23 protein-coding genes are annotated in these 19,322 nt (G+C 67.8%); 8 read left to right on the top strand and 15 right to left on the bottom strand.

Annotated features, from left to right (window positions below):
- Nucleotides 1-39: 39 nt before the first annotated feature.
- The 4 genes from P0Y33_RS16060 to P0Y33_RS16045 are packed head-to-tail and all read right to left on the bottom strand — an operon-like array spanning nucleotide 40 to nucleotide 3,842.
- Nucleotides 40-2,211 carry a DHH family phosphoesterase gene (locus P0Y33_RS16060; protein ID WP_279528395.1) on the bottom strand — a complete coding sequence of 724 codons (2,172 nt, stop codon included), beginning with the start codon at nucleotides 2,209-2,211 and terminating at the stop codon, nucleotides 40-42.
- Between the two features lie 55 nt (nucleotides 2,212-2,266).
- Complete coding sequence (locus P0Y33_RS16055; protein WP_279528394.1) at nucleotides 2,267-2,530, bottom strand: hypothetical protein; 264 nt, start codon at nucleotides 2,528-2,530, stop codon at nucleotides 2,267-2,269.
- A gap of 40 nt (nucleotides 2,531-2,570) precedes the next feature.
- Nucleotides 2,571-3,233, bottom strand: a complete 663-nt coding sequence (locus P0Y33_RS16050) for a YIP1 family protein (RefSeq protein WP_279528393.1) — start codon at nucleotides 3,231-3,233, stop codon at nucleotides 2,571-2,573.
- 21 nt (nucleotides 3,234-3,254) lie between these two features.
- Complete coding sequence (locus tag P0Y33_RS16045; RefSeq protein WP_279528392.1) at nucleotides 3,255-3,842, bottom strand: thymidine kinase; 588 nt, start codon at nucleotides 3,840-3,842, stop codon at nucleotides 3,255-3,257.
- An 81-nt stretch (nucleotides 3,843-3,923) separates the two neighbouring features.
- Here P0Y33_RS16045 and P0Y33_RS16040 point away from each other — a divergent pair, with 81 nt between their 5' ends.
- Nucleotides 3,924-4,361: a universal stress protein gene (locus P0Y33_RS16040; RefSeq protein ID WP_279528391.1), complete on the top strand. Its 438-nt coding sequence runs from the start codon at nucleotides 3,924-3,926 to the stop codon at nucleotides 4,359-4,361.
- A gap of 4 nt (nucleotides 4,362-4,365) precedes the next feature.
- Here P0Y33_RS16040 and P0Y33_RS16035 read toward each other — a convergent pair whose 3' ends face one another.
- Nucleotides 4,366-5,337, bottom strand: coding sequence for an HhH-GPD family protein (locus tag P0Y33_RS16035; protein WP_279528390.1), 972 nt, complete (start codon nucleotides 5,335-5,337; stop codon nucleotides 4,366-4,368).
- A gap of 84 nt (nucleotides 5,338-5,421) precedes the next feature.
- On the opposite strand from P0Y33_RS16035, the gene P0Y33_RS16030 reads away from it, so the two are divergent.
- Complete coding sequence (locus tag P0Y33_RS16030; RefSeq protein ID WP_279528389.1) at nucleotides 5,422-5,754, top strand: hypothetical protein; 333 nt, start codon at nucleotides 5,422-5,424, stop codon at nucleotides 5,752-5,754.
- Between the two features lie 154 nt (nucleotides 5,755-5,908).
- Here P0Y33_RS16030 and P0Y33_RS16025 read toward each other — a convergent pair whose 3' ends face one another.
- From P0Y33_RS16025 to P0Y33_RS16015, 3 genes are all read right to left on the bottom strand, one after another.
- A complete protein-coding gene (locus tag P0Y33_RS16025) occupies nucleotides 5,909-6,862 on the bottom strand; it encodes an AEC family transporter (RefSeq protein WP_279528388.1) in 954 nt (317 codons plus the stop codon).
- Nucleotides 6,863-6,938: 76 nt separating this feature from the next.
- Nucleotides 6,939-8,315 carry a class-III pyridoxal-phosphate-dependent aminotransferase gene (locus P0Y33_RS16020; RefSeq protein ID WP_279528387.1) on the bottom strand — a complete coding sequence of 459 codons (1,377 nt, stop codon included), beginning with the start codon at nucleotides 8,313-8,315 and terminating at the stop codon, nucleotides 6,939-6,941.
- A gap of 55 nt (nucleotides 8,316-8,370) precedes the next feature.
- The gene (locus tag P0Y33_RS16015) at nucleotides 8,371-9,621 is read right to left on the bottom strand and encodes an MgtC/SapB family protein (RefSeq protein WP_279530130.1); all 1,251 of its coding nucleotides are present in this window, start codon (nucleotides 9,619-9,621) and stop codon (nucleotides 8,371-8,373) included.
- 158 nt (nucleotides 9,622-9,779) lie between these two features.
- Here P0Y33_RS16015 and P0Y33_RS16010 point away from each other — a divergent pair, with 158 nt between their 5' ends.
- Nucleotides 9,780-10,982, top strand: coding sequence for an AI-2E family transporter (locus P0Y33_RS16010; RefSeq protein WP_279528386.1), 1,203 nt, complete (start codon nucleotides 9,780-9,782; stop codon nucleotides 10,980-10,982).
- Here the strand turns inward: P0Y33_RS16010 and P0Y33_RS16005 are convergent.
- Both P0Y33_RS16005 and P0Y33_RS16000 read right to left on the bottom strand, forming a co-directional pair.
- Entirely contained in the window at nucleotides 10,979-11,263 is a 285-nt protein-coding gene (locus tag P0Y33_RS16005) for a zinc ribbon domain-containing protein (protein ID WP_279528385.1), read from the bottom strand. The genes P0Y33_RS16010 and P0Y33_RS16005 overlap by 4 nt on opposite strands.
- A gap of 31 nt (nucleotides 11,264-11,294) precedes the next feature.
- Complete coding sequence (locus P0Y33_RS16000; RefSeq protein ID WP_279528384.1) at nucleotides 11,295-11,573, bottom strand: PadR family transcriptional regulator; 279 nt, start codon at nucleotides 11,571-11,573, stop codon at nucleotides 11,295-11,297.
- A gap of 143 nt (nucleotides 11,574-11,716) precedes the next feature.
- Here P0Y33_RS16000 and P0Y33_RS15995 point away from each other — a divergent pair, with 143 nt between their 5' ends.
- The 3 genes from P0Y33_RS15995 (at nucleotide 11,717) to P0Y33_RS15985 (ending at nucleotide 13,998) form a co-directional block, all read left to right on the top strand.
- Nucleotides 11,717-12,007, top strand: coding sequence for an amphi-Trp domain-containing protein (locus tag P0Y33_RS15995; RefSeq protein WP_279528383.1), 291 nt, complete (start codon nucleotides 11,717-11,719; stop codon nucleotides 12,005-12,007).
- A 24-nt stretch (nucleotides 12,008-12,031) separates the two neighbouring features.
- Nucleotides 12,032-12,274, top strand: a complete 243-nt coding sequence (locus P0Y33_RS15990; protein WP_279528382.1) for a hypothetical protein — start codon at nucleotides 12,032-12,034, stop codon at nucleotides 12,272-12,274.
- Nucleotides 12,275-12,435: 161 nt separating this feature from the next.
- The gene (locus tag P0Y33_RS15985) at nucleotides 12,436-13,998 is read left to right on the top strand and encodes an SLC13 family permease (RefSeq protein WP_279528381.1); all 1,563 of its coding nucleotides are present in this window, start codon (nucleotides 12,436-12,438) and stop codon (nucleotides 13,996-13,998) included.
- Nucleotides 13,999-14,259: 261 nt separating this feature from the next.
- On the opposite strand, the gene P0Y33_RS15980 is transcribed toward P0Y33_RS15985, so the two are convergent.
- From P0Y33_RS15980 to P0Y33_RS19165, 4 genes are all read right to left on the bottom strand, one after another.
- Nucleotides 14,260-14,406 (bottom strand): hypothetical protein, encoded by a 147-nt coding sequence (locus P0Y33_RS15980; RefSeq protein WP_279528380.1) that lies wholly within the window; start codon nucleotides 14,404-14,406, stop codon nucleotides 14,260-14,262.
- A 62-nt stretch (nucleotides 14,407-14,468) separates the two neighbouring features.
- Nucleotides 14,469-16,247: a hypothetical protein gene (locus tag P0Y33_RS15975; RefSeq protein WP_279528379.1), complete on the bottom strand. Its 1,779-nt coding sequence runs from the start codon at nucleotides 16,245-16,247 to the stop codon at nucleotides 14,469-14,471.
- 107 nt (nucleotides 16,248-16,354) lie between these two features.
- On the bottom strand, nucleotides 16,355-17,287 hold the full coding sequence (locus P0Y33_RS15970) for a DUF1028 domain-containing protein (RefSeq protein ID WP_279528378.1): 933 nt from the start codon (nucleotides 17,285-17,287) through the stop codon (nucleotides 16,355-16,357).
- Between the two features lie 32 nt (nucleotides 17,288-17,319).
- Nucleotides 17,320-17,772 (bottom strand): DUF7528 family protein, encoded by a 453-nt coding sequence (locus P0Y33_RS19165; RefSeq protein ID WP_382218373.1) that lies wholly within the window; start codon nucleotides 17,770-17,772, stop codon nucleotides 17,320-17,322.
- Nucleotides 17,773-17,952: 180 nt separating this feature from the next.
- Here P0Y33_RS19165 and P0Y33_RS15960 point away from each other — a divergent pair, with 180 nt between their 5' ends.
- Nucleotides 17,953-18,306, top strand: a complete 354-nt coding sequence (locus P0Y33_RS15960) for a winged helix-turn-helix domain-containing protein (protein ID WP_279528377.1) — start codon at nucleotides 17,953-17,955, stop codon at nucleotides 18,304-18,306.
- Nucleotides 18,307-18,354: 48 nt separating this feature from the next.
- Nucleotides 18,355-19,074 (top strand): DUF7117 family protein, encoded by a 720-nt coding sequence (locus P0Y33_RS15955; RefSeq protein WP_279528376.1) that lies wholly within the window; start codon nucleotides 18,355-18,357, stop codon nucleotides 19,072-19,074.
- Here the strand turns inward: P0Y33_RS15955 and P0Y33_RS15950 are convergent, their stop codons facing one another.
- Entirely contained in the window at nucleotides 19,075-19,293 is a 219-nt protein-coding gene (locus P0Y33_RS15950) for a hypothetical protein (RefSeq protein WP_279528375.1), read from the bottom strand.
- Nucleotides 19,294-19,322 lie beyond the last annotated feature (29 nt).

Here is a 19,322-nt window from a genome sequence, read left to right as displayed (position 1 = left end):
ACGGCTACGCGGCGTCGAAAGAACGGAGAGAAGTCGGGTCTACTCGGCGAGCTGGTCCGCGATGGCCGTCACGACGTGGTCGATGACCTCGTCGCGCTCGCCGGCGAGGAACTCGATGCGGCCGTCCTCGGCACCGAGCGGGGTGACGCCGGACTCGGGTAGTTCCTCGGCGACGCGCTCGCCGACGGCCCGGACGTCCACGTGGTCGGTCGAGCGGACGCGAATCTCGTCGGAGTCGGCGCCCACCAGTACGTCGATCTCGTCCTTGCGTCGGCGGAAGAGACCGTCGAGCAGGAGCGCGACCGGCGGGAAGTCGTAGCGGTGGGTGAAGTTGTCCACGTTCAGGACCTCGAAGGCCGTCCCGGCCTCGTTGCGTGGTTCGAGGTGCGGTTCCGCGGTGTCGAGTTCGGTCTCGATCTTCTCGCGGAACTGGTCGCCGACGTGGGACGCGAGGTCGACGTTCTCCTCCCAGAGGAGGTCGGCGATGAGTTCGCGTTTGTCCTCGTAGGACTGGTAGAAGGCCTCGAGGGCGATGGCGTCGCGGATGTCCGCGAGCACGTCCGTCTCGACGCCCGCGTCGGCCGCGAGGTCGGCGTACGTCTCGGGAATCTCCTCCCAGTAGCAGATGGCGGGGAGGTGTTCGAGGTCGCCGCGCACGTCGTCGTTGACGAGGGCGCCGACGTGGGTGCCGAGGGTGCCCGTCGCGACGGGATCGCCGCCGGCCTGCGTCGGGGAGACGAGCACGTCCGCGGCGTCGGCCGCCTCACCGTCCGCGTAGCCGCCGTCGATGGCGACCGTCGGCGCGTCGTAGAGGTCGAGGAACTCGATGCCGTCCACGGACTCGCGGGTGCTCCCCGTCCCGACGAGGACGAACAGCGGGTGCTTCTCGTCGTGGCGGTCCGCCGCTTCGAGCATGTCCGTCACGTCGTTGGTCGCCTCGTCGACGTCGTAGAAGGACGCGTCGAGCGGGCGGCGGTCGAAGAAGTGGTACTCGGCGTCGGAGGCCGTGTGCTCCTCGCGGACGAGCGGGAGGACGGCACGCTCGATGGCCGAGCCGGCGATGTAGCCGTCGACGTCCGCGGTGTGGCGGACGACGATGGGGCGGGACTCGATGACCGCGCGGCGGATGGCCGTCGCGGCCGCGACGACGTCCTCGTGGACGGGTTCGATCTCTTCGTCGTGGACGAGGAGGGCCGTCTCGGTCGGGTGGGCGCGCTGGTCGAGCGCGTCCGAGAGGCGTGCGAGGACGGCCTCGCGGTCCTCGCCGTGGAGGACGGCCAGGTCCTCGGTCTCGACCTGGAGTTCGCCACGGCGGCGCTCGACCTCACCGAGCAGACGGACGACGTCGTCGACCTCGACCTCGGGGTAGGCGCGGACGCCGGCCTCCTCGAAGGCCGCACAGTCGGCGGCGCCGGTCTCGTCGGTGATCTCGAAGACGGTCGGGCCGCTCGTCTGGCGCGCGCCCGTGACCTCGCCCTCGATGACGACGCGGTCGCCGACGTGGTCTTCGAGTTCGTCGACGGAGACTTCGAGGGGTTCCTCGCTCTCCTCGGCCTCGACTTCCTCGGTTTCGGTTTCCTCGACTTCTTCGACCTCCTCGGTCTCAGTTTCGGTTTCCTCGACTTCTTCGACCTCCTCGGTCTCAGTTTCGGTTTCCTCGACCTCTTCGACCTCCTCGGTCTCGGTCTCAGCCTCGGGTTCGGCCTCGGTCTCCTCGACGACTTCTTCGGCCTCTTCGGTCTCGGGTTCGGTCGCTTCGGCTTCCTCTTCGACCTTCTCCTCTCTCTCCACCGCTTCTTCGACGGCTTCCTCGACGGTCTCCTCTTCGGGGAGTTCGGCCGTCGACTCGGCCTCGGGGTCGTGGACGAGCGTGCCGCGGAACTCGCGGTCGGACTGGCGGATGGACCACGAGAGGTCGACGTTGCCGTTGTCGTGGATCTCGTCGACCTGAACGAACACCTTGTCGCCCGGTTCCCAGTCGAGGGACTCCAGGCGACCCGGAATCTCGCTCCGGTGGAGCAGGCCGGTCACGCCCTCGCCGACGTCGACGAAGACGCCGAAGTCGGCGAAACCGTCGACCTCGCCGCGGTAGAAGCGGCCGGGGACGAGCTGTTCGGGTCGGTCGCCTCGGAACTCGAAGACGACGTCCTCTTCGTGTGTGTCGCAGATGTGGCCCGCGGTGTCGGCACCGCAGATAATACACGTACCCATTTAGCGTGAAAAACGGAACCCTCCCCTAAACGATTGTCGAAGTGTCGCCCGCTCCTCACTCGAAGACCGGGCTGTCCTCCTCCAGCGCCTCGATGTCGGCCGCGAGCTTTCGGACGTCGTCGGGGTCGAGTGCGACCTGCACCTCGTTGCCCTCGTCGTCCTCGCAGACGACCTTTACGCGGCGGTCACCGAACTCCCGCGCCTCCACGTCCTCGACGTCGAAGAGTTTCGCCGCGCCGGTCTTGTTCGACGGTCCGACGTTCTTGATAGCGCCGTCTTTCAGTTCGACCATGAAGTCGCTGAGTTGCAGGGTGAGCATCTATCTCGGTGGAGGTGGCGGGGCGTCTCGAAACTTCGGGTCAGGCCGCCGCCCGCCACACGCCCTCGGCCCACACCCCGATGCCGGCCCACCACTCGTCGAGCCAGGGGAAGACGTCGAGTGCGGCCGCGAAGCCGCCGAACCAGACGCCGAAGACGACTACGGCGGCCGGAACGCCGAGGACGGCCGCGACCGGAATCCGGAGGTCGTGGACGGTCGCGAGACCGACGACGAGCAGGAGCACGCCGTAGGCGGCACAGACGAGACGGAGTGCGGGGACCGGCAGTCCGGCGAGCGCGCACGGGGCGGACGCGTAGGCGACGACCTGGACGGTCTGACTGACGCCCGCCCGTTCCTCGGCCGGCCGACGGAGCGTGACGGGCAACAGACAGACGATCTGGAGGGCGGCCGCGGCGTGGAGTGCGAGCGGCGTCACGAGGAGCGCGAGGACGGCGAGGAACAGGAGTCCCGCGAGGAACCGGTTCCCGCCGACGTCGGGGGCGAACGACGGGTCGACGAGCAGGCGGGTCGTCGCGGCGACGAGGACGACCGCGACTGCGAAGACGAGTCCCGGCGCCTGGTCGCCGGGCGAGACTGCCTCGCGGAAGAACGCCCGTGGCCGGACGAGCACCTGTACCCACGCCGTGGCGATGCCTCTCGGCCCGCGCTCGCGCCCGCCGGACGGTTCGACCCAGGTCGTCACGTCGTCGTCACCTCCACACCCTCAATCTTGTCGGACGACGTGGCAGTTGCGACAGCGCGCCTCGTAGGACTCCTCGGCGCCGACCATGATGGTCGGGTCGTCGGCGTGGGCCGGTTCGCCCTCGATGAGCCGCTGGTTCCGGGTCGCGGGTTCGCCACACTGCGTGCAGATGGCCTGCAGTTTCTCGACGTACTCCGCAGTGGCGACGAGTTGCGGGAGGGGTTCGAACGGCTCGCCGCGGAAGGTCTGGTCCGTCCCGGAGACGACGACGCGCCGGTCGTCGGCGGCGAGTCGTTCACAGACGTCGACGAGGTCGGTCGGGAAGAAGTTCGCCTCGTCGATGGCGACGACCTCCTCGCCGTTCAGGCGGTTGGGGATGTCCCGGACGCCGCCGGCGTCGTTCTCGACGACCGTCGCCTTCCAGGTGTGGCCGGCGTGTGAGCCGAGCGACGCCTCACCGTAGCGGTCGTCGATGGCGGGTGTGAAGGCGGCGACCTCCTGACCCGCGATCTCCGCGCGACGGAGGCGACGGAGGAGTTCCTCCGTCTTCCCGGAGAACATACAGCCGGTGATGACCTCGACCCACCCGCTGTTCGTGATGGCGTGCATGCCCGAAGAGGGGGTGACCGAGCGCCAAAACGGTTGTCCATCGCCGCCGACTTCTTGTCGGCACCCGCCGAACCCTCACGCGTGTACGACCGAATCCTCTTTCCCACCGACGGGAGCGACGCGGCCCGCGCCGCGAAGGAACACGCCTTCGACCACGCGCGGCAGTACGACGCCGAACTCCACGTCCTCTACGTGGCGGACACGACGAAGTACAGTACCGTCACCTTCGAGGAGGGGGTCGCGGACGTCCTGGAAGAAGAAGGGTGGGAGGTCGTCGACGCGGTCGCCGACGAGGCCGACCGGTCGGGACTCGACGTCGTCGACGTCGTCGTGCAGGGGCGTCCCCACCAGCAGATCGTCGAGTACGCCGACGAGCAGGACGTAGACCTCGTGACGATGGGCACGCACGGCCACTCGGGGTTGAAGCGGACCATCCTCGGCAGCACGACCGAGCGCGTGCTCCGGGAGAGCAACGTGCCCGTGCTGGCGGTCCCGGCCGGAGAGACGGACGGCGAGTAGCGGGCTACGTGGCCAGTCGCGCCACCGTCTCGCCGTCCCCTCGCTCTTCGACCACCACGAGACCGTCGTCCTCCAGGTCCCGGAGCAGGCCGAGCAGCCACTCCCGACCGTACTCTCCCCCCGGTGTGTAGTCGACGCGCACCTTCGGGCCGAGTTCGTCGAGGGCAAGCGCCTCGCCCTGCGAGAGCGCGCCCACCACGCGTCCGCGCATCTGCCGGCGCGACCCCTCGAACTCGGGTTGGGTTGGGACGTCGGGCGCAGTGAAGTCGCCGGTCTCGTAGGCGTGACACCACTGGCGCCACGGACAACCGGCCTCGTCGCACTTCGGCTTCTTCAGACACGCGACGCCGCCGAGTTCCATGATGGCGTTGTTCCACACCCGGGACTCCCCCTCGGGCATGAGGAACGAGGCCACCACCTCGAAGGCCTCCTCGTCGTCCGGGACGTCGAAGGCGCGGTGGAGCACGCGCTTCACGTTCGTGTCGACTACCGCGTTCCCGTTGTTGAACGCGAAGGAGGCGACGGCGTTGGCGGTGTAGGGGCCGACGCCCATCAGTTCCTGCAATTCGTCGGGGTCCTCGGGGAACTCGCCGTCGTACTCCTCTTCGACCTGCCGGGCCGCCTCGTGGAGGTAGCGCGCGCGGTTGTTGTACCCCAGCGAGTGGCCCGTCCAGAAGCCCACCACCTCGGACTGGGGAGCGGCGGCGAGGTCGTGGACGGTCGGCCACTCCTCTAAGAACTCCTCCCACGCCGAGACGACGCGGTCGAGTTGGGTCTGCTGGCTCATCACCTCCGAGACCAGAATCTCGTAGGGGTCGTCGGTGCGGCGCCACGGGAACGGCCGGTGGTCGTCCTCGTACCACTCGACGAGCGCGTCGCGGACCGCGTCGACGTCGTCGGGCCACGCCTCGGCGTCCTCGCCCGCCGGGTCGTAGGCGTCGGCGCCGTCGGGGAGGGAGTCGGCCGTGTCGGTCATCGTCGGTGGTTCGGACGGGCGGTGTTTGGCGGTTGTGATTCGGACGGCGAAACCCCCTTCCCGCCGGCGCGTCAATCCTCGTGCATGAGTCTCGACGACCTCGAAGACGACGTCGGAGCGGCCTACGCCGACCTCGAAGAGACGGACTTCGACCTCGACCGGGAGACGCGCCAGGAACTCGCGATGCTCGTGGCCGCCCTCGACCCCGACGAACCGGACGAACTCGTCCGCCGCGCGGTCCACATGCTGTTCGAGAGCACCGTCCAGTCGGGCAAACTCGACTTCCACCTCCGCAGCGAGTACGGCGTCACCTACGACGAGTACCTCTCGGGGATGACCTTCGACGAGATGACCGGCGCCGCGGGCGGCGCGGGCGTCGGCCCGGAGGAGAACGAGAACCGCCGCTACCAGTACTAACCTTCACGTACGAAGCCGGGACCACTTCGCCGGGTGACCTGACGACCGCCGTCGCGCGGCGGACCCGGTGAGTGCGGTGGCCCGCGCGACGACCGACGAGCGCCGACACCCCCACCGCCTGTCCGCCCCTTCTACCCGTACCTCGCTCTCGCGACTACACGAGGAACCCGCTCTGCAGTATCGCGATGAGGACCGTGAGGACCGGGATGCTCAACAGCGTCGACGTGAACACCGTCGCGCTGACGAACTCCGAGGTGGAGATGTCGCCCGACCCCTCGCCGCCGAACTCCAGGATGAGGACGAGCGCGGTGACCGCCGCGGGGGTCGCGGCCTCCAGGACGAACACCTTCCCCGGAATCGAGTTCGTCAGACCGATCGCGAGGACGATGCCGATGGCGACCAGCGGCGAGACGACGAGTTTCGTCACGTTCGCGGCGGCCACGTGGCGCATCGCCGCGGTCGCGTTCACGTCCGACAACTCGATGCCGAGCATCAGCAACATCACCGGGATGGAGGCGTTCCCGGTGAGTTCGATCACCTCCATCACCGCGCTCCCGGTCGCCGGGACGAGGTCAGCCCAGCGCAGCAGTCCCGCGGCGGCGACGGCGTAGATGAGCGGGACGCCGAGGATCTCCTTCACGCCGCTGAGACCCGCCGAGCCACCGCTTCGCGAGGCGACGTAGGCACCGAACGTGTAGCTGACGACGGACTGCCCGACGAGGAAGAGGACCGCCGTGTTCCGTCCGACCGCGCCGAACACGAACGCACACAGCGGGATACCGAGGTTTCCGGAGTTCGGGAACGTGCTCGCGAGGACGAACGCACCCCGTAGCTCCGAGTCCTGGTCGAGGACGCGACCGACGACCTCTGAGATGCCCGCGAGTCCGCCGAAGAGCAGGAAGGTTCCGCCGATGACGCGGGCGATAGTCCCGCCGCCGAGCGTCGTCGTCGCGAGACTGTAGAAGATGAGCGCGGGGATGAGTACGTACACCGTGACGACGTTCAGCGGTCCGACCTCGATGTCCTTGACGCGTCCGAGGACGAAGCCGACGGCACCGATGGCGATGACCGGCAGGACCGCGGTGAAGAGGATGGAGGTGAGCGACACGCCGTGACAATCGGAAGACTGGTCGTTCGCGCTACCGGAATCGGAAAGGACTGCCGGATTCGGAGGGGCGGGGCGGCTACAGGACGTCCTCGGACGACTCCGTGGAGTGGGCTGCCGTCGTGACCGAGGAGTCCGCGAACACCTCGCGGAGCACGTCGACGGCCATCTCGATCTCGCGCTCGGTCACGTCGAGCGGCGGGATGAGCCGGAGCGTCTTGTGCCCGCAGCCGAGGGTGAGCAGTCCGCGCTTCAGGCAGGCCTGCACGACGGCCTCGCGGCGGTCTTTGGTGTCGAACTCGACCCCGACCATCAGCCCCCGACCGCGGACGTCGAGGAGGAACTCGGGTGCCTCGTCGCGGAGCGTCTCCCGTAGTTGCCGGCCGCGCTCCCGGACGTTCTGGAGGAGGTCGTGTTCGTCGATGGCGGCGAGGGTCGCGTACCCCTGCGCCGAGGAGAGGATGTCGCCGGCGCCCCACGTCGAGGAGAGTCGGCCCTTCTCCTCGGGGAAGGTGTCGGCGTTCGCGACGGTCGCACCCACGCGAAGGCCCTTCGCGGAAGTGATGACGTCCGGTTCGAGGTCGAGGTGGTCGACGCCCCACATCTTGCCCGTCCGGCCGAGTCCGGACTGAATCTCGTCGGCGACGATCTTGACGTCGTGTGCCTCGCGGATGGCCGCGACGTCGGCGACGAACTCCTCGTTCGGGACGCGGTAGCCCCCCTCGCCCTGCTGGGGTTCGAGGATCAGGAACGACACTTCGTCGGCGGGGATGTTCCCGCGCTCGGGGTGGAGGCGGTCGCCGAGGACGTTCCCGGTCGGGCCGTCGGTCTTCCACCCGCAGTCGCACGCGCCCTCACAGGCGCAGTAGGGGACGGAGACGACGCCGGGAACCTCGGGGAACCCCTCGCGGTGGGCCGTCTTCGAGCGGTTCAGCGAGAGCGCGCCGAGCGTCCGGCCGTGGAAGGCGCCCTCGAAGGTGATACCGCGGTGGCCGCCCTGCGCGTAGCAGATCTTGATGGCGTTCTCGACGGCCTCGGCGCCGGAGTTCGAGAGGAACACCGTATCGAGGTCGTAGTGACTCGTCAGGTCCGTGAGTTTGTCCATCAACTGGGCGGGACCGGGCACGTCCGGCGCCTCGGGCGTGCCGCCGGAACTCACGTAGAAGTCCTGCCCGGCGATCTTCGTCGGGTCGACGAGGTCGAACTCCGCGAGCCGGTCGAGCACCTTCGGGTTGTTGTAGCCGAGCGGCGCCGACGCGACGTGGCTCGTGAAGTCGAGGAGGACGTTCCCGTCGACGTCGGTACAGAAGGGACCTACCGCGTCCTCGGTCGTGTCCCAGACGAAGTCGTAGACGTAGGTGCTCGGCGCGGCGTGTTCCCGGTGGTAGGAGGCCCACTCTCGGGCTGCTTCGCCGGGCATCTCTTCGACGTGAATTTCGGCCGTCTCCCGGTCCATGTCGGTAGGGGGAACCGGCCGGACCAAAAGACGTTCGTTCTCATCGCGGCAAATGTTACCCGACCAGCAGGAGCGCCGTCGCGCCGGCGGCGACGAGGAGGACGAGACTCCAGAAGACGATCCGCCGGGCGAACTCCCGGTTCGGGCTAGTCACGGCCAGCGCGGCCTTCACCGTGACGCTGGACGCGGTCGCGAGGAGGATGGCGTAGACGGCCGCGCGGGCGGAGAGTTCGCCCGTCCGGTAGAGGACGACCGCGGAGGTCGTCGCCCCGGCCGACGAGACGAGTCCCGACACGAACGCGGTCACGTAGAAGCCGACGTTCCCGAACTCCGACTGTGCGAGGCCACCGACCACGACGATGGCGAGGAAGATGGCCCCGAACCCGAGCGCGTTCCGCATCGAGAACGGGTTCTCCAGGTCGATGTCGACCTGCTCGGACCAGTCGGCAGTCAGCGCGGCGACGGCGAAACTCCCGACGACGACGACGCCCAGGGCGGGGACGACCTCCGTGAGGAGTCCACCCGGGAGGGTGAACACCACGACGATGATGAGGTTGCGGAGGGCCATCGCCGCGTTGGCGAGCAGGACGCCCGCGACGGCGTAGGAAGCGGCTTCCGAGCGCTGAGAGACGTGGTCGAGCATCGTCCCGACGACGGCCGTCGAGGAGGCGAGTCCGCCGAAGAACCCCGTGACGGCGATACCACGGCCGCCGTACGTCTGGACGACGACGTAGTTCGCGATGCCGATGCCCGCGACGAACACCACCATCAGCCAGACGATGCGGGGTTCGACCGAGACCGAGAGCGGGCCGACGTCGATAGCCGTGCTCCCGGCGGGGAGAAGCGGGTAGACGACGAACGCGAGGATGGCGAACTCGACGCTGGAGCGGATCTCCTCGCGCGAGAGCCCCCACGCGAAGCCGTGGAGTTCGCGCTTGAAGACGAGCAACAGCGAACTCGCCACGGTCACGACCGTCGCGAGGAGCACCTCACCGACGCCGACGAGCACACCGACGCCGTAGGCGACGAGGAGGCTCACGCCGGTCGTGAGGTGGAGGCTCCGCTCCTCGTCGTGGACGCCGCTGTACATCAGGATGCCCGCGAGGACGGTGACGAAGAAACCGCCGACGGCGGTCAGGAGTGGAAGGCAGGCGACCGTCGCGGCGTCGGGGCAGTGGACCCCATCGTAGATGGTGAAGACACAGCCGAGGACGCTGATGAGCGCGAACGTCCGGATGCCGGCGGCCTTCTGGGACCACTCCCGTTCCAGCCCGAAGAAGAGTCCGAGCGCGACGGCGAGGGCCATTCGGACCACCCGGCTGTCGATGGGCGCGGCGGTGAGGAAATCCCCAGGCACTTTTCGAGTGTTTCTCCCCGGACTCCGGTAAAGGATACGGGTAAAGGAGAGTCTCGACACAGCCGTCGGGGCCAACGCTTTTGCGCTCGCCACCTCCCTGTAGTGGTATGTCCGCTTCCTCACCTTGGGAACTCGACCGCGCGCGGGTCGGGTGGTGGGCGATGGCCGCGGTGCTCGCGGCGGCGCTAGTCTACATCGTCTACTCGTTCGTCGGGACGTTCGTCTTCGGCATCTTCATCTACTACGCGACGCGGCCGGTCTACCGACGCCTCAAGAAACGCATCCGGCCGGCGAGCCTCGCCGCCGCCGTCTCCATCTTCACCCTCGCGTTACCCGCCCTCCTGCTGGTCGCCTACACCATCGCCATCGCACTGCAGGAGTTGAATCGCGTCATCGAGCGTCGCGGTCTCGACCTCGGGCAGTTCGAACCCTACCTCGGCCCCTACATCACGCTCGCGGAGAACATCCAGGACCCACAGGCGCTCCTCGCCGAACCGAACACGATGCAGGCCATCGGCGAACTCGTCCGGAGCGTCAGTCAGTACGCCGGCTTCGTCGGGAGCGCCGCCCTCCACCTGTTCGTGATGTTGACCATCGGGTTCTACCTCCTCCGCGACGACCACCGACTCCACGCCTGGTTCCGTCGCCGCTTCTCCGACGAGGACGGCGTCGTCGAGGCCTACACCCGCGCGGTCGACCACGACTTCCGGCTCATCTTCTTCGGCAACATCCTCAACGCGGCGATGACCGCGCTCATCGGCGCCGTCGTCTACAGCGCGCTCGACTACGTCGCGCCGGTCGCTCCCGGAATCCCCTACCCCACGCTGTTCGGCCTGCTCACCGGCGTCGCGAGCCTCGTTCCCGTCGTCGGGATGAAACTCGTCTACTTCCCGCTCGCGGGCTACCTCGGCTACCTCTCGGTCACCGGTCCCGGCCCGGAGACGCTGTGGTTCCCCCTCCTCTTCTTCGCGATTTCGTTCGTCGTCGTCGACGTCATCCCGGACCTCGTCCTCCGCCCGTACGTCTCCGGACGGAGCCTCCACCTCGGGATGGTGATGCTCGCCTACATCTTCGGACCGCTCGTCTGGGGGTGGTACGGGATCTTCCTCGGGCCGATGCTGCTCGTCTTCCTCGTCCACTTCGTCCGACTCGTCCTCCCCGAGTTGCTCGCCGGCGAACCCATCGAACCGGAGGCCGTCGGCGACTTCGTCACGACGGGGAGTCCGAACCCGGACCCCGAGGACGTGAGCGGAGGCTCCCCGGCCGACCCCGAGTCAGAACCCGACGACGCGGCCGACGAGGACACTTAGTCGAAGCGCCACTCTTCGTCCCCGGCGTCCTCGACGACGTCGAGTTCGGTCCCGTCGCGGGGGCAGTAGTCGTAGTTCGGGTCGCGCGTCCGGAATCCGCACGTGGGACACTCCCGGACCGGCGGCTGTTCGGGTGTCTCGCCGCCGCGCGAGAGGAGAAACGGGATGAACGGGACGAACAAGAAGAGAAACAGCGTGTCGAAGTAGACCCAGGCGACGACGCTGATCGCGAGGCTCGCGAGGAGGCCGACGAGCGCCGTGGCCGTCCGAGAACTGACCATAGGTGACGACAGCGGGTGCGAGAACTTCAGTCTACTCGAAGTCGACGTACTGGTTCTCCCACTCCCGCCGTGCCTCTAGTTCGCGTCGCCCCCGACGCGTGACCGTATAGAAGTTCGTTCGCTGGTCGAGCTGTCCCTTCTCCACGAGTCCCTTGTCGACGATCGTGTCGAGGTTCGGGTAGAGCCGCCCGTGGTGAATCTCCGATTCGTAGTACTCCTCGAGTTCCTCCTTGATGGCGAGCCCGTGGGGTTCGTCCATCCCGGCGATGACGTAGAGGAGGTCTCGCTGGAACCCTGTCAGGTCGTGCATATATCGAAGCCCACGAACCGCTATACGGCCGGGTATAATAAGCGTGGCGCCGAGTAGAGGACACTCGATTCATGATTTTTGTCGAACAAGAACGAAACCAACCGGGGGCTGGGTTTATTTCCGCGGGATACCTTCGGTCGGGTATGGTCGAAGAAGTACTCTTCGAGACCGAGTCGACGATCGACCGCGCCGCCGTCGCGGACTACCTCCGAACCGTCGCCGACGGGCTCGAACGGGGCAGCGAGCTGACGCTCACGTCGGGCGAACAGGAACTCTCCGTCGACCCACCCGAGCAGGTCACCTTCGAGGTGAAGGCCGAGCGGGAACACGACGGCGGTCCCTCGGAGTTGAGCCTCGAGTTCGAACTCGAGTGGGTCGAGGGAGAGTCGACGACGGGCGGCGGCGAACTCGACATCAGCGCCGAAGATTTATAGCGGCGCACCCGCGATACCGGGTCGATGGAGACTCGCGACGTCCGACTCGCCAACGTCTCACCGCGTGCGTGGCGTCTCCTCCGCGTCGCGGCCGACTACGAACAGCGGACCGTCGAGCGCGAACTCGACGACATCCTGCAAGCCCACGTCTCGATGCTGGAGTCCGGCAACCGCGCACTCAGTGACGACCGACTCCGCCAACTATTCGACCTCTACGCCGCGGAACTCGACGCCGAACAGGTCTCCGTTCTCCTCGAACACTTCTGACGCGGCCCCACTGCCGACCGGTGACGACGACGATCGTCGTCAGTACGCGCTCGTTCGTGGGCAGGACGGGCGCTCGACGCCGAACGTGTTAGCACACGTAACGGTATTCGGAAGTAATCGACAATAATTAAAGTCACTGGCCGAAATGCGACTGTGTATCAATGATACGACCCGACGTAACGAGCCCTCGTGGGAGAGTCGCGACGTTCCTCGTCGCCGTCGCGCTGACGGTCGCCATCGCGCTCGCACCCACACCGAGCGGACTCGGACTCGCCGGTAAGTACGCCGTCGCCACGCTAGTATTCGCCGGTACGCTGTGGGTGACTGGTGCGATTCCGCTCGCCGTGACCGCACTGTCGATTCCGGTGTTGCTCACCGCGTTCGGCGTGTACGCCGACATGGACGACGCGTTGGCACCCTTCGCCGACCACCTCATCTTCCTCTTCATCGCCGGGTTCATGCTGGCGAACGCGCTGCAGAAGTACGACATCGACCGCCGCATCGCGCTGTGGATCATGACGAAGATGGGCGCGTCGCCGCGACTGCTCATCGCCGCGATCATGCTCGCCACGGCGTTCCTCTCGATGTGGGTCTCGAACACGGCCACGACCGCGATGATGACGCCCATCGCGCTCGGCGTCCTCGCGCAGGTCATCGGCCGCGACGAGATCTCCGAGAAGGGCGAGGACGAACCCTTCTCCAACATGCAGATCGCGACGCTGCTCGGGACCGCCTACTCCGCCAGCGTCGGTGGAGTCGGGACGCTCATCGGGACACCGCCGAACGCGGTCGTCGCCGGGTTCCTCAGCCGGATGCTCGACTACGAGATCGGTTTCGCCGAGTGGCTACTCATCGGTCTCCCCATCGTGGTCGTCACGCTGCCCATCGTCTGGTTCCTCCTCACGTACGTCCTCTTCCCGCCGGAAATCGACGACGTGGGCGACGCACGTCAGGAGGCCGCACGCTACCTCGAAGAGGAGGGCGAACTCAGCCCCCGCGGGAAGCGCGTCGCCATCATCTTCACGACGACTGCCGTCCTGTGGGTCGCCGGCGGCCTGGAGACGTTCGTGAAGCCCTACATGTCCGAGGTCGTCCACACGACGCTCTTCGGTGGGAAGGGAATGACGCTCTTCGGGTTGAAGGGCCACCAGGGGCTGCTCTACTACGTCATGGTCGCACTCTACGCCATCCCGGCGCTCGTCCTCGCTGACACCGTCGAGTGGGACGACCTCGTCGACATCGACTGGGGGACCATCCTCCTGTTCGGCGGCGGTCTCTCCCTCGCGAGCGCCTTCGCGACGACCGGCGCGACGAAGTGGATCGCGGAGTCCATCTTCACCTCGCTGACGAGTGCGCCGATCCTCGTCATCATCGCTGCCGTCGTCTTCCTCGTCATCTTCCTCACGGAGATGACGTCGAACACCGCGACGGCCACCATCATCGTCCCGGTGCTCATCAGCCTCGGCGGCGTGCTCGCCGGTACGCTCGGTCTCACCGAGGTCGCCGCGGCCGTCTTCCTCTCGGTCGCCGGCGCGGTCGCCGCCTCCTTCGCGTTCATGCTCCCCGTCGCGACGCCGCCCAACGCCATCGTCTTCGGGAGCGGCTACCTCCGACAGAAGGACATGGTGCGCGCGGGTATCGTGCTGAACCTCGTGATGACCGCCGTGCTCACCGGACTCATCGGCTTCCTGTTCTACTTCTTCTGGCCGATGTTCCTCTGGTAGACGGCCGATTCGACTCCCGGTTTCTTTCTTCGGACGCTCGACGCACCAGCGGCGGCGCTGGACGTCGGTGCACGCGCCGAACGACGAGAGAAGTGACTACGGAGCGTGAGTGCAACGGAAAGTGGATGCGGGCCCGGGAAAAACGGGCCCGCAGCCGCCCTGAATTGGTCCCCGCTGACGCTTCGGCCCTCCAAAGCGAAGCGTCACGTGGTACAAACGTGGCTTTCAACTTAAACCTTCCGCAACGTGCCACTGCTGCCGCTAGATGTACTCCTCCTCCAGCACCCACCCGAGCGCCCGCTTGTAGTGTTCGAACATCTCGCGGACGCCCTTGTGGTTCATCTCCTCGCTCTGGAGCTGTTCGACGAGGAACTCGTACTGCTCGCGTACTTCCTCTTCGTCGCGCATAGGCGAGCGTTGGGAACGAATCGGGAAGTAAGTTGGCCGACGGGGGCGGGGTTGGGGTCGGGTCAGTACCACTCGTCGTCGACGTCGTCCGCGTACGGGTCGTGGGAATCGTGTGGCCCGGGCGACGCGTGCGGGTCGCCACCGCACTCGTCCGGGAGGACGCCGGGGTCGGGGCTACCGACGGCGTCCGGTGCGGGTTCCGTCAGGTAGTCGTCGAGGTCGGGGACCGTTTCGGGCGCGACGCCCCGTTCTCGCTTCGGACGGGCGGTACGCGTGCTCCCGCGTGCTCGCGACACGTACTCCGTGTCGTCGGCGTCTGCCTCGGCGGCGGCGAACGGGTCCGTCTCGTCGAGTTTCGTCTCGACGCGTTCCGCGGAGCGCTCGAAGTCGATCGCCCGGTAGTGGTCCGCGGCGGCTTCGAGGTGCTCGCGTCGCGACGTCGCGTCGTCCTCGTCGGTGAGCCGAGCCAATCGTTCGTGTCGCTGCCCGTCGAGGTGGTGGAGCATCTCCTCGCGGCGTTCCTCGGGAACGTCGCACTCGCGGACGCGAGTTGCCCCGTCTTCGAGGACGTCGACGGCGCGCCCCACCTCGCCGCGACGGGCGAGGCGATTCGAGCGAACGATGGTCCGGCTGAAGAGTGGCTCGCCCGGGTCGAGGAAGTCGTACTCGGCGGCGACGGCTTCGGCACGTTCGAACCGGTCGAGCGCGAGCGCGTAGGTACGGCTACTCCGGTGGCGGTGGCCCGCGGCCCGGTGGCGCTGGAAGCGGGCGCGCCCCTCGATCCAGTCGAGGTCGATGGACGCCGCGGCCGCGGCCGCCCCCTCGTGGAGGAGTTCTTCGAGTCGGGAGTCGCTCCGGGTGGTCTCGCCCGACCAGTAACAGGCGTTCGCGAGGACGTAGGCGAACTCCTGGCGGTCCCGCTGGGCGGCCGGTCGGACGAGCGCGCGCCAGGCGGCCCCGCGCTCCCAGTAGTCGGCCGCCTCCGCTCGGCGTTTGGTCTCGCCGTAGTCGACGTCGCCGGCCCCGTGGCGGTTCGCGTGGGCCATCGCCGCGGCGACGCCGTCGCACCGGACGACGTGTGCGAGGACGACCGCGAAGAATCGCCCGTCGTCGCGTCGTTCCAGCGCCGGGAGGTCGTACCCGAAGTCGTCGACGAACCGCCGGGTCGACGCGACCGTGTCGTGACACACCGCGACGACGTCGGCCAGCGCGTCGACGGCGCCCACGTCACCGACGTCGTCGAGGTCGTCGAGCCCCGACACGACGCGCTCGAAGGTCTCCCCGTCGTCGACGGCCGCCGCGGCCGGCGTGACGGCGAGACTCCGGAGGACGTCGTAGCGAGCGCCGTGCAGTCGGTCGGCGAACGCGCCGTCGCCGGCGGCGAGCACACCGAGCAAGTCCACGAGCGCCTCGGCGTCGAGGAACTCCCCGCAGGCGAGTGCGAGCGCGACCGGGTCCGCGAAGGCGTCGCGGACCGCCGCCGCGGCGCCCTCGTCGCCCCGGCGTGCGGCGGTACACTGCTCACCGAAACTGGGGCCGGGGAGGCGGAAGGCGGCCCAGTCGTGCGGCGAGACGGGGACGCGAACGCGTGCGACGCCGGCACCGTCGGGAACCGTGACGGCGAGTCGGACGCCGCCGCTCCCCTCGGAGACCTCGAGGTCGGCACCCCGCGTCCGGACGGCCGACTCGGCGACCACGACGCCCGGGAGGCGGACCTCGTAGCGTCGGTGGCGTTCGGCACCGTCGAGTTCGTGCTCGCCGACGACGCGCGTGACCGTCGCGGTCGGGTCGTCGACGGCGACCGCCTCCGGGAGCGGTCGCGTCCAGCGAGAACGAGTCATACCTCGACAGAAGGCGTCGAGGAGTATCAGGGCGTCGGGTCGGAGATTCTCGGTCGCCATTTCCGAGATTCTCGCTCCCTCGCTTCGCTCGCACGCTCCGAATCTCGTCACTCCCGCTCCAACCGCGACAATCCGTGCCAGATGGCGTTGACGAGTTTCTCCTCGCCGTCACCCTCGGAACGCTCCCACCCGCGGGCGATGGCGTCCTCCAGCACGTCGAGCGAGTGGTTCTCGAAGTTGTTCATCCCGCGGAAGTCTTCGAGAGCCTCGCGTTCGCGCTCGCCGAACTCGCCACTCGGTTCGCCCTCGTAGAGGTCCAAATCGCGGAGCGTGTGGAGGACCTCCTCGGCCGTCTCGCCGTCGAGGTCGCGGATCTCCTCGGGTTCCTCGCGTTCGAGGAGCGTCACGTCGTAGATACGGAAGACGCGTTCGAGTTCGTCGATAGGGTGGTCGTGGTCGTCGACGCGGACGTCGATCCAGCGGTCGTTCCCGCCGTCGTAGCCCCCGTCGGGTTTCGCGACGTAGAGGGCGGCGGACTGCTCGCCGCGCTTGTCGCCGCCGGCGGCGTTGCCCGCGTGGAGCGCGGCGATGAGTTTCTCGGGGAGACCGCCCTCGGTCGCCTCGAAGGCGTCGGCCATCGACTCGACGACCTCGCGACCCGCCAGGATGTTGCCCTGGACCGTGTAGTTCTCGCCCTGGAGGGAGGAGGCGTGCTCGAAGCACTCCTCGCCGGTGAACGCGGCGACCGAACCGTCCTGGCCGACGACGCCGACCTGCCGTTCGGCGGCGCGGTCGTCGTGGGCGGTCAACTCCTCGATCACCTGCTCGGCGTCGTAGCCGTCGCGGAGGAGGTCGAGTCCGTCCGGGCCGTAGGCCACGTTCGCGAAACTCTGGGTGGCGATGGCGCCCGCGTCCGCGCTCGCGAACGGGACGACGGAGCCGACGCTGACGAACTTCGACTGGACGGCGACGCCGACGGCGTCGGTCTCGGGGTCGCGCGCGACGATGGAGAACGTCGAGGGGTGGGGGTGTTCGGACATACCTGGAGCCAGGTTCGGCGGCGAGAAAAAGGCTACCGCTCCGACCGGTCGACCCCCTCCTTGCGCGCGGTCAGTGGCTGGCGCTTCGACAGCGTGCAGTCGAAGGCCGGGTGTTCGACGAAGTGGCGTAACACCATGTGCCGACGGCCGCCGGTCAATCCCGTCGCCGAGAGGTCGTCGGCCGTGAACGTCGCGGGGAGCCGGTCGTACAGGCGTCGGAGCGCGTCGAAGCACTCGAACACCTTGCGGTGGCCCGCGGAATCGGCTCCACGGCGCTCGACGACGTAACTGCCGTCCTCACGGTGGACACCCGCGGTACGGAGGAACTCCTCGCGCCCGGTGAGCGTGTCGTCGAGTGTCTCGCGGAGGGCGGCGGCCTCGGCTCTGGTGAGTTCGTGGACCGCGCCGTCGAGTTCGAGTAGAACGGCGTCGCCGGTCGCGTCTGCGGTGGGAGTTTGGTTACTGCCCGCCGATTTCGCGCCCAGCCGCCTCGCGGCGACTTCCTCTATCCTCGGAAGAGAGTCCGTGAGTGGACATCGTGGTTCACACTACGGTCGGCGAGACGGATAAAGTGTTACGGTCGGGCAGATCGGTGCGGCCGCTCCCTCAACAGTTTGGGACCGGATCGCACCGGCGCCCAATTCGTACAGGGGTTACGAACGTAGGTGTCACTATCCTACGTCGACGTGTCGATGCGGATCACGATTCACCCGATGGAGGCACAGGGGGAAGGAGGGGGCGAATCCGTCGACCCGGCAGCCGTGCTGGCGGCGCTCGACGACGACCCGTGTCGGCGAATCCTCCGCGTGGCGGGCGAACGGCCGGTGACCGTCGGCGAACTCACGACGGCGTGTGACATCACCGTGCCCACCTGCTACCGGAAGACGCGGCTGTTGACCGACGTAGGACTCCTCGAACGGCGGACCCGCTACCGCTCCGACGGAAACCACGTCAACGAGTACGTCCGCCGGGTGGGGAGCGTCGTCGTCGAGATGGACGACCCGTCCGGTCCGACGTGAGTCGACCGTTCCGCGGGACCTTTCACTCGTAGCGACGTACGCCGAGGCATGGAGATTCGTGGGGAACGCGAGTGCAAGCAGTGTGGGACACGCTGGTCGTACTACGACACCGGCGAGGTGACCTGTCCAGAGTGCGGGAGCGCGTTCAGCGTCGGCGTCGACGACGGCCGGAAGCGCCACACGGACCACGCACCCGAGTTCGACCTCTCGGACGTGCGGACCGCCGCGGCGAACCGCCCCGTCCGCGACGCCGCCGACGAAGCGGTCGACGTCACACGCGAGTACGTCCGCGAACGCGGGTTCGTCAGCGGTGGCGACCTCCTCGAACTCGACGACGAGTACCTCGCCGCCCAGGAACTTCGTCACGTCGCCGGTGACCTCTCTCGCGCGCTCGACGTCGACGAGGACGAGGAGTACTACTTCTTGACGCTCGTCCGGGGCGCCGACGGCGGCCAGCGACCCGACACGGACGCCGTCGCGGACACCCTCCGCCCGGCCCGCGGACTCGCCTACGCGAGCGCGGTCGAAGCCTACCGCGACGACGTCCGGAAGTGGCTCGACGCACAGGACGAGGACTACCCGGACGTGCTCGCCGTGCTCGAACGCCTGGACGACCACGTCCGGCGCGTCGAAGCACTCGACGGCGACGTCTCGTTGGACGAAATCGAGGGATTGGTCGCGGCCGCCCGCGACGTCGGGCGCGCGCTACGAGAAGACGACGAGTCGGCACTCGACGACGCGGTCGAGCGGTTGGCGGCGCTCGGGTAGTCAGCCCATGATCTTGCTCCAGTAGGCGAAGACGAGGGTGGACAGGAAGAAGATGGTCACCCACGCCACGAACGTCACGACTTCGCTGGAGACGAAGATAGCGAGGAAGTGGTCGATGATGGAGTTCGCCGCGTACGTGACGAACGCGGCGCCGAGGACGGTTCGGTCGAAGACGTCGTCGATGTTGTTCGCGAAGTCGGTCGAAGACCAGTCTACCATATTATTCCATACTACGTTCGTATGGAAAA

The organism is Halospeciosus flavus (assembly GCF_029814175.1).
Lineage (GTDB): Archaea > Halobacteriota > Halobacteria > Halobacteriales > Halobacteriaceae > Halospeciosus > Halospeciosus flavus.
Note: the sequence above shows the minus strand (reverse complement) of the source record. Positions and strands in the feature narration are given on the sequence as shown.

What these genes read in the sequence shown, in the direction of transcription:
- P0Y33_RS16045 (WP_279528392.1), bottom strand. Translation starts at nt 3,842, where the DNA reads ATGCACGCCATCACGAACAGCGGGTGGGTCGAGGTCATCACCGGCTGT.
- P0Y33_RS16015 (WP_279530130.1), bottom strand. Translation starts at nt 9,621, where the DNA reads ATGGCCCTCGCCGTCGCGCTCGGACTCTTCTTCGGGCTGGAACGGGAG.
- P0Y33_RS16030 (WP_279528389.1), top strand. Translation starts at nt 5,422, where the DNA reads ATGAGTCTCGACGACCTCGAAGACGACGTCGGAGCGGCCTACGCCGAC.
- P0Y33_RS15975 (WP_279528379.1), bottom strand. Translation starts at nt 16,247, where the DNA reads ATGACTCGTTCTCGCTGGACGCGACCGCTCCCGGAGGCGGTCGCCGTC.
- P0Y33_RS16000 (WP_279528384.1), bottom strand. Translation starts at nt 11,573, where the DNA reads ATGCACGACCTGACAGGGTTCCAGCGAGACCTCCTCTACGTCATCGCC.
- P0Y33_RS15955 (WP_279528376.1), top strand. Translation starts at nt 18,355, where the DNA reads ATGGAGATTCGTGGGGAACGCGAGTGCAAGCAGTGTGGGACACGCTGG.
- P0Y33_RS15995 (WP_279528383.1), top strand. Translation starts at nt 11,717, where the DNA reads ATGGTCGAAGAAGTACTCTTCGAGACCGAGTCGACGATCGACCGCGCC.
- P0Y33_RS15950 (WP_279528375.1), bottom strand. Translation starts at nt 19,293, where the DNA reads ATGGTAGACTGGTCTTCGACCGACTTCGCGAACAACATCGACGACGTC.
- P0Y33_RS16035 (WP_279528390.1), bottom strand. Translation starts at nt 5,337, where the DNA reads ATGACCGACACGGCCGACTCCCTCCCCGACGGCGCCGACGCCTACGAC.
- P0Y33_RS15980 (WP_279528380.1), bottom strand. Translation starts at nt 14,406, where the DNA reads ATGCGCGACGAAGAGGAAGTACGCGAGCAGTACGAGTTCCTCGTCGAA.
- P0Y33_RS16020 (WP_279528387.1), bottom strand. Translation starts at nt 8,315, where the DNA reads ATGGACCGGGAGACGGCCGAAATTCACGTCGAAGAGATGCCCGGCGAA.
- P0Y33_RS15985 (WP_279528381.1), top strand. Translation starts at nt 12,436, where the DNA reads ATGATACGACCCGACGTAACGAGCCCTCGTGGGAGAGTCGCGACGTTC.
- P0Y33_RS16060 (WP_279528395.1), bottom strand. Translation starts at nt 2,211, where the DNA reads ATGGGTACGTGTATTATCTGCGGTGCCGACACCGCGGGCCACATCTGC.
- P0Y33_RS16055 (WP_279528394.1), bottom strand. Translation starts at nt 2,530, where the DNA reads ATGCTCACCCTGCAACTCAGCGACTTCATGGTCGAACTGAAAGACGGC.
- P0Y33_RS15970 (WP_279528378.1), bottom strand. Translation starts at nt 17,287, where the DNA reads ATGTCCGAACACCCCCACCCCTCGACGTTCTCCATCGTCGCGCGCGAC.
- P0Y33_RS16005 (WP_279528385.1), bottom strand. Translation starts at nt 11,263, where the DNA reads ATGGTCAGTTCTCGGACGGCCACGGCGCTCGTCGGCCTCCTCGCGAGC.
- P0Y33_RS15990 (WP_279528382.1), top strand. Translation starts at nt 12,032, where the DNA reads ATGGAGACTCGCGACGTCCGACTCGCCAACGTCTCACCGCGTGCGTGG.
- P0Y33_RS16010 (WP_279528386.1), top strand. Translation starts at nt 9,780, where the DNA reads ATGTCCGCTTCCTCACCTTGGGAACTCGACCGCGCGCGGGTCGGGTGG.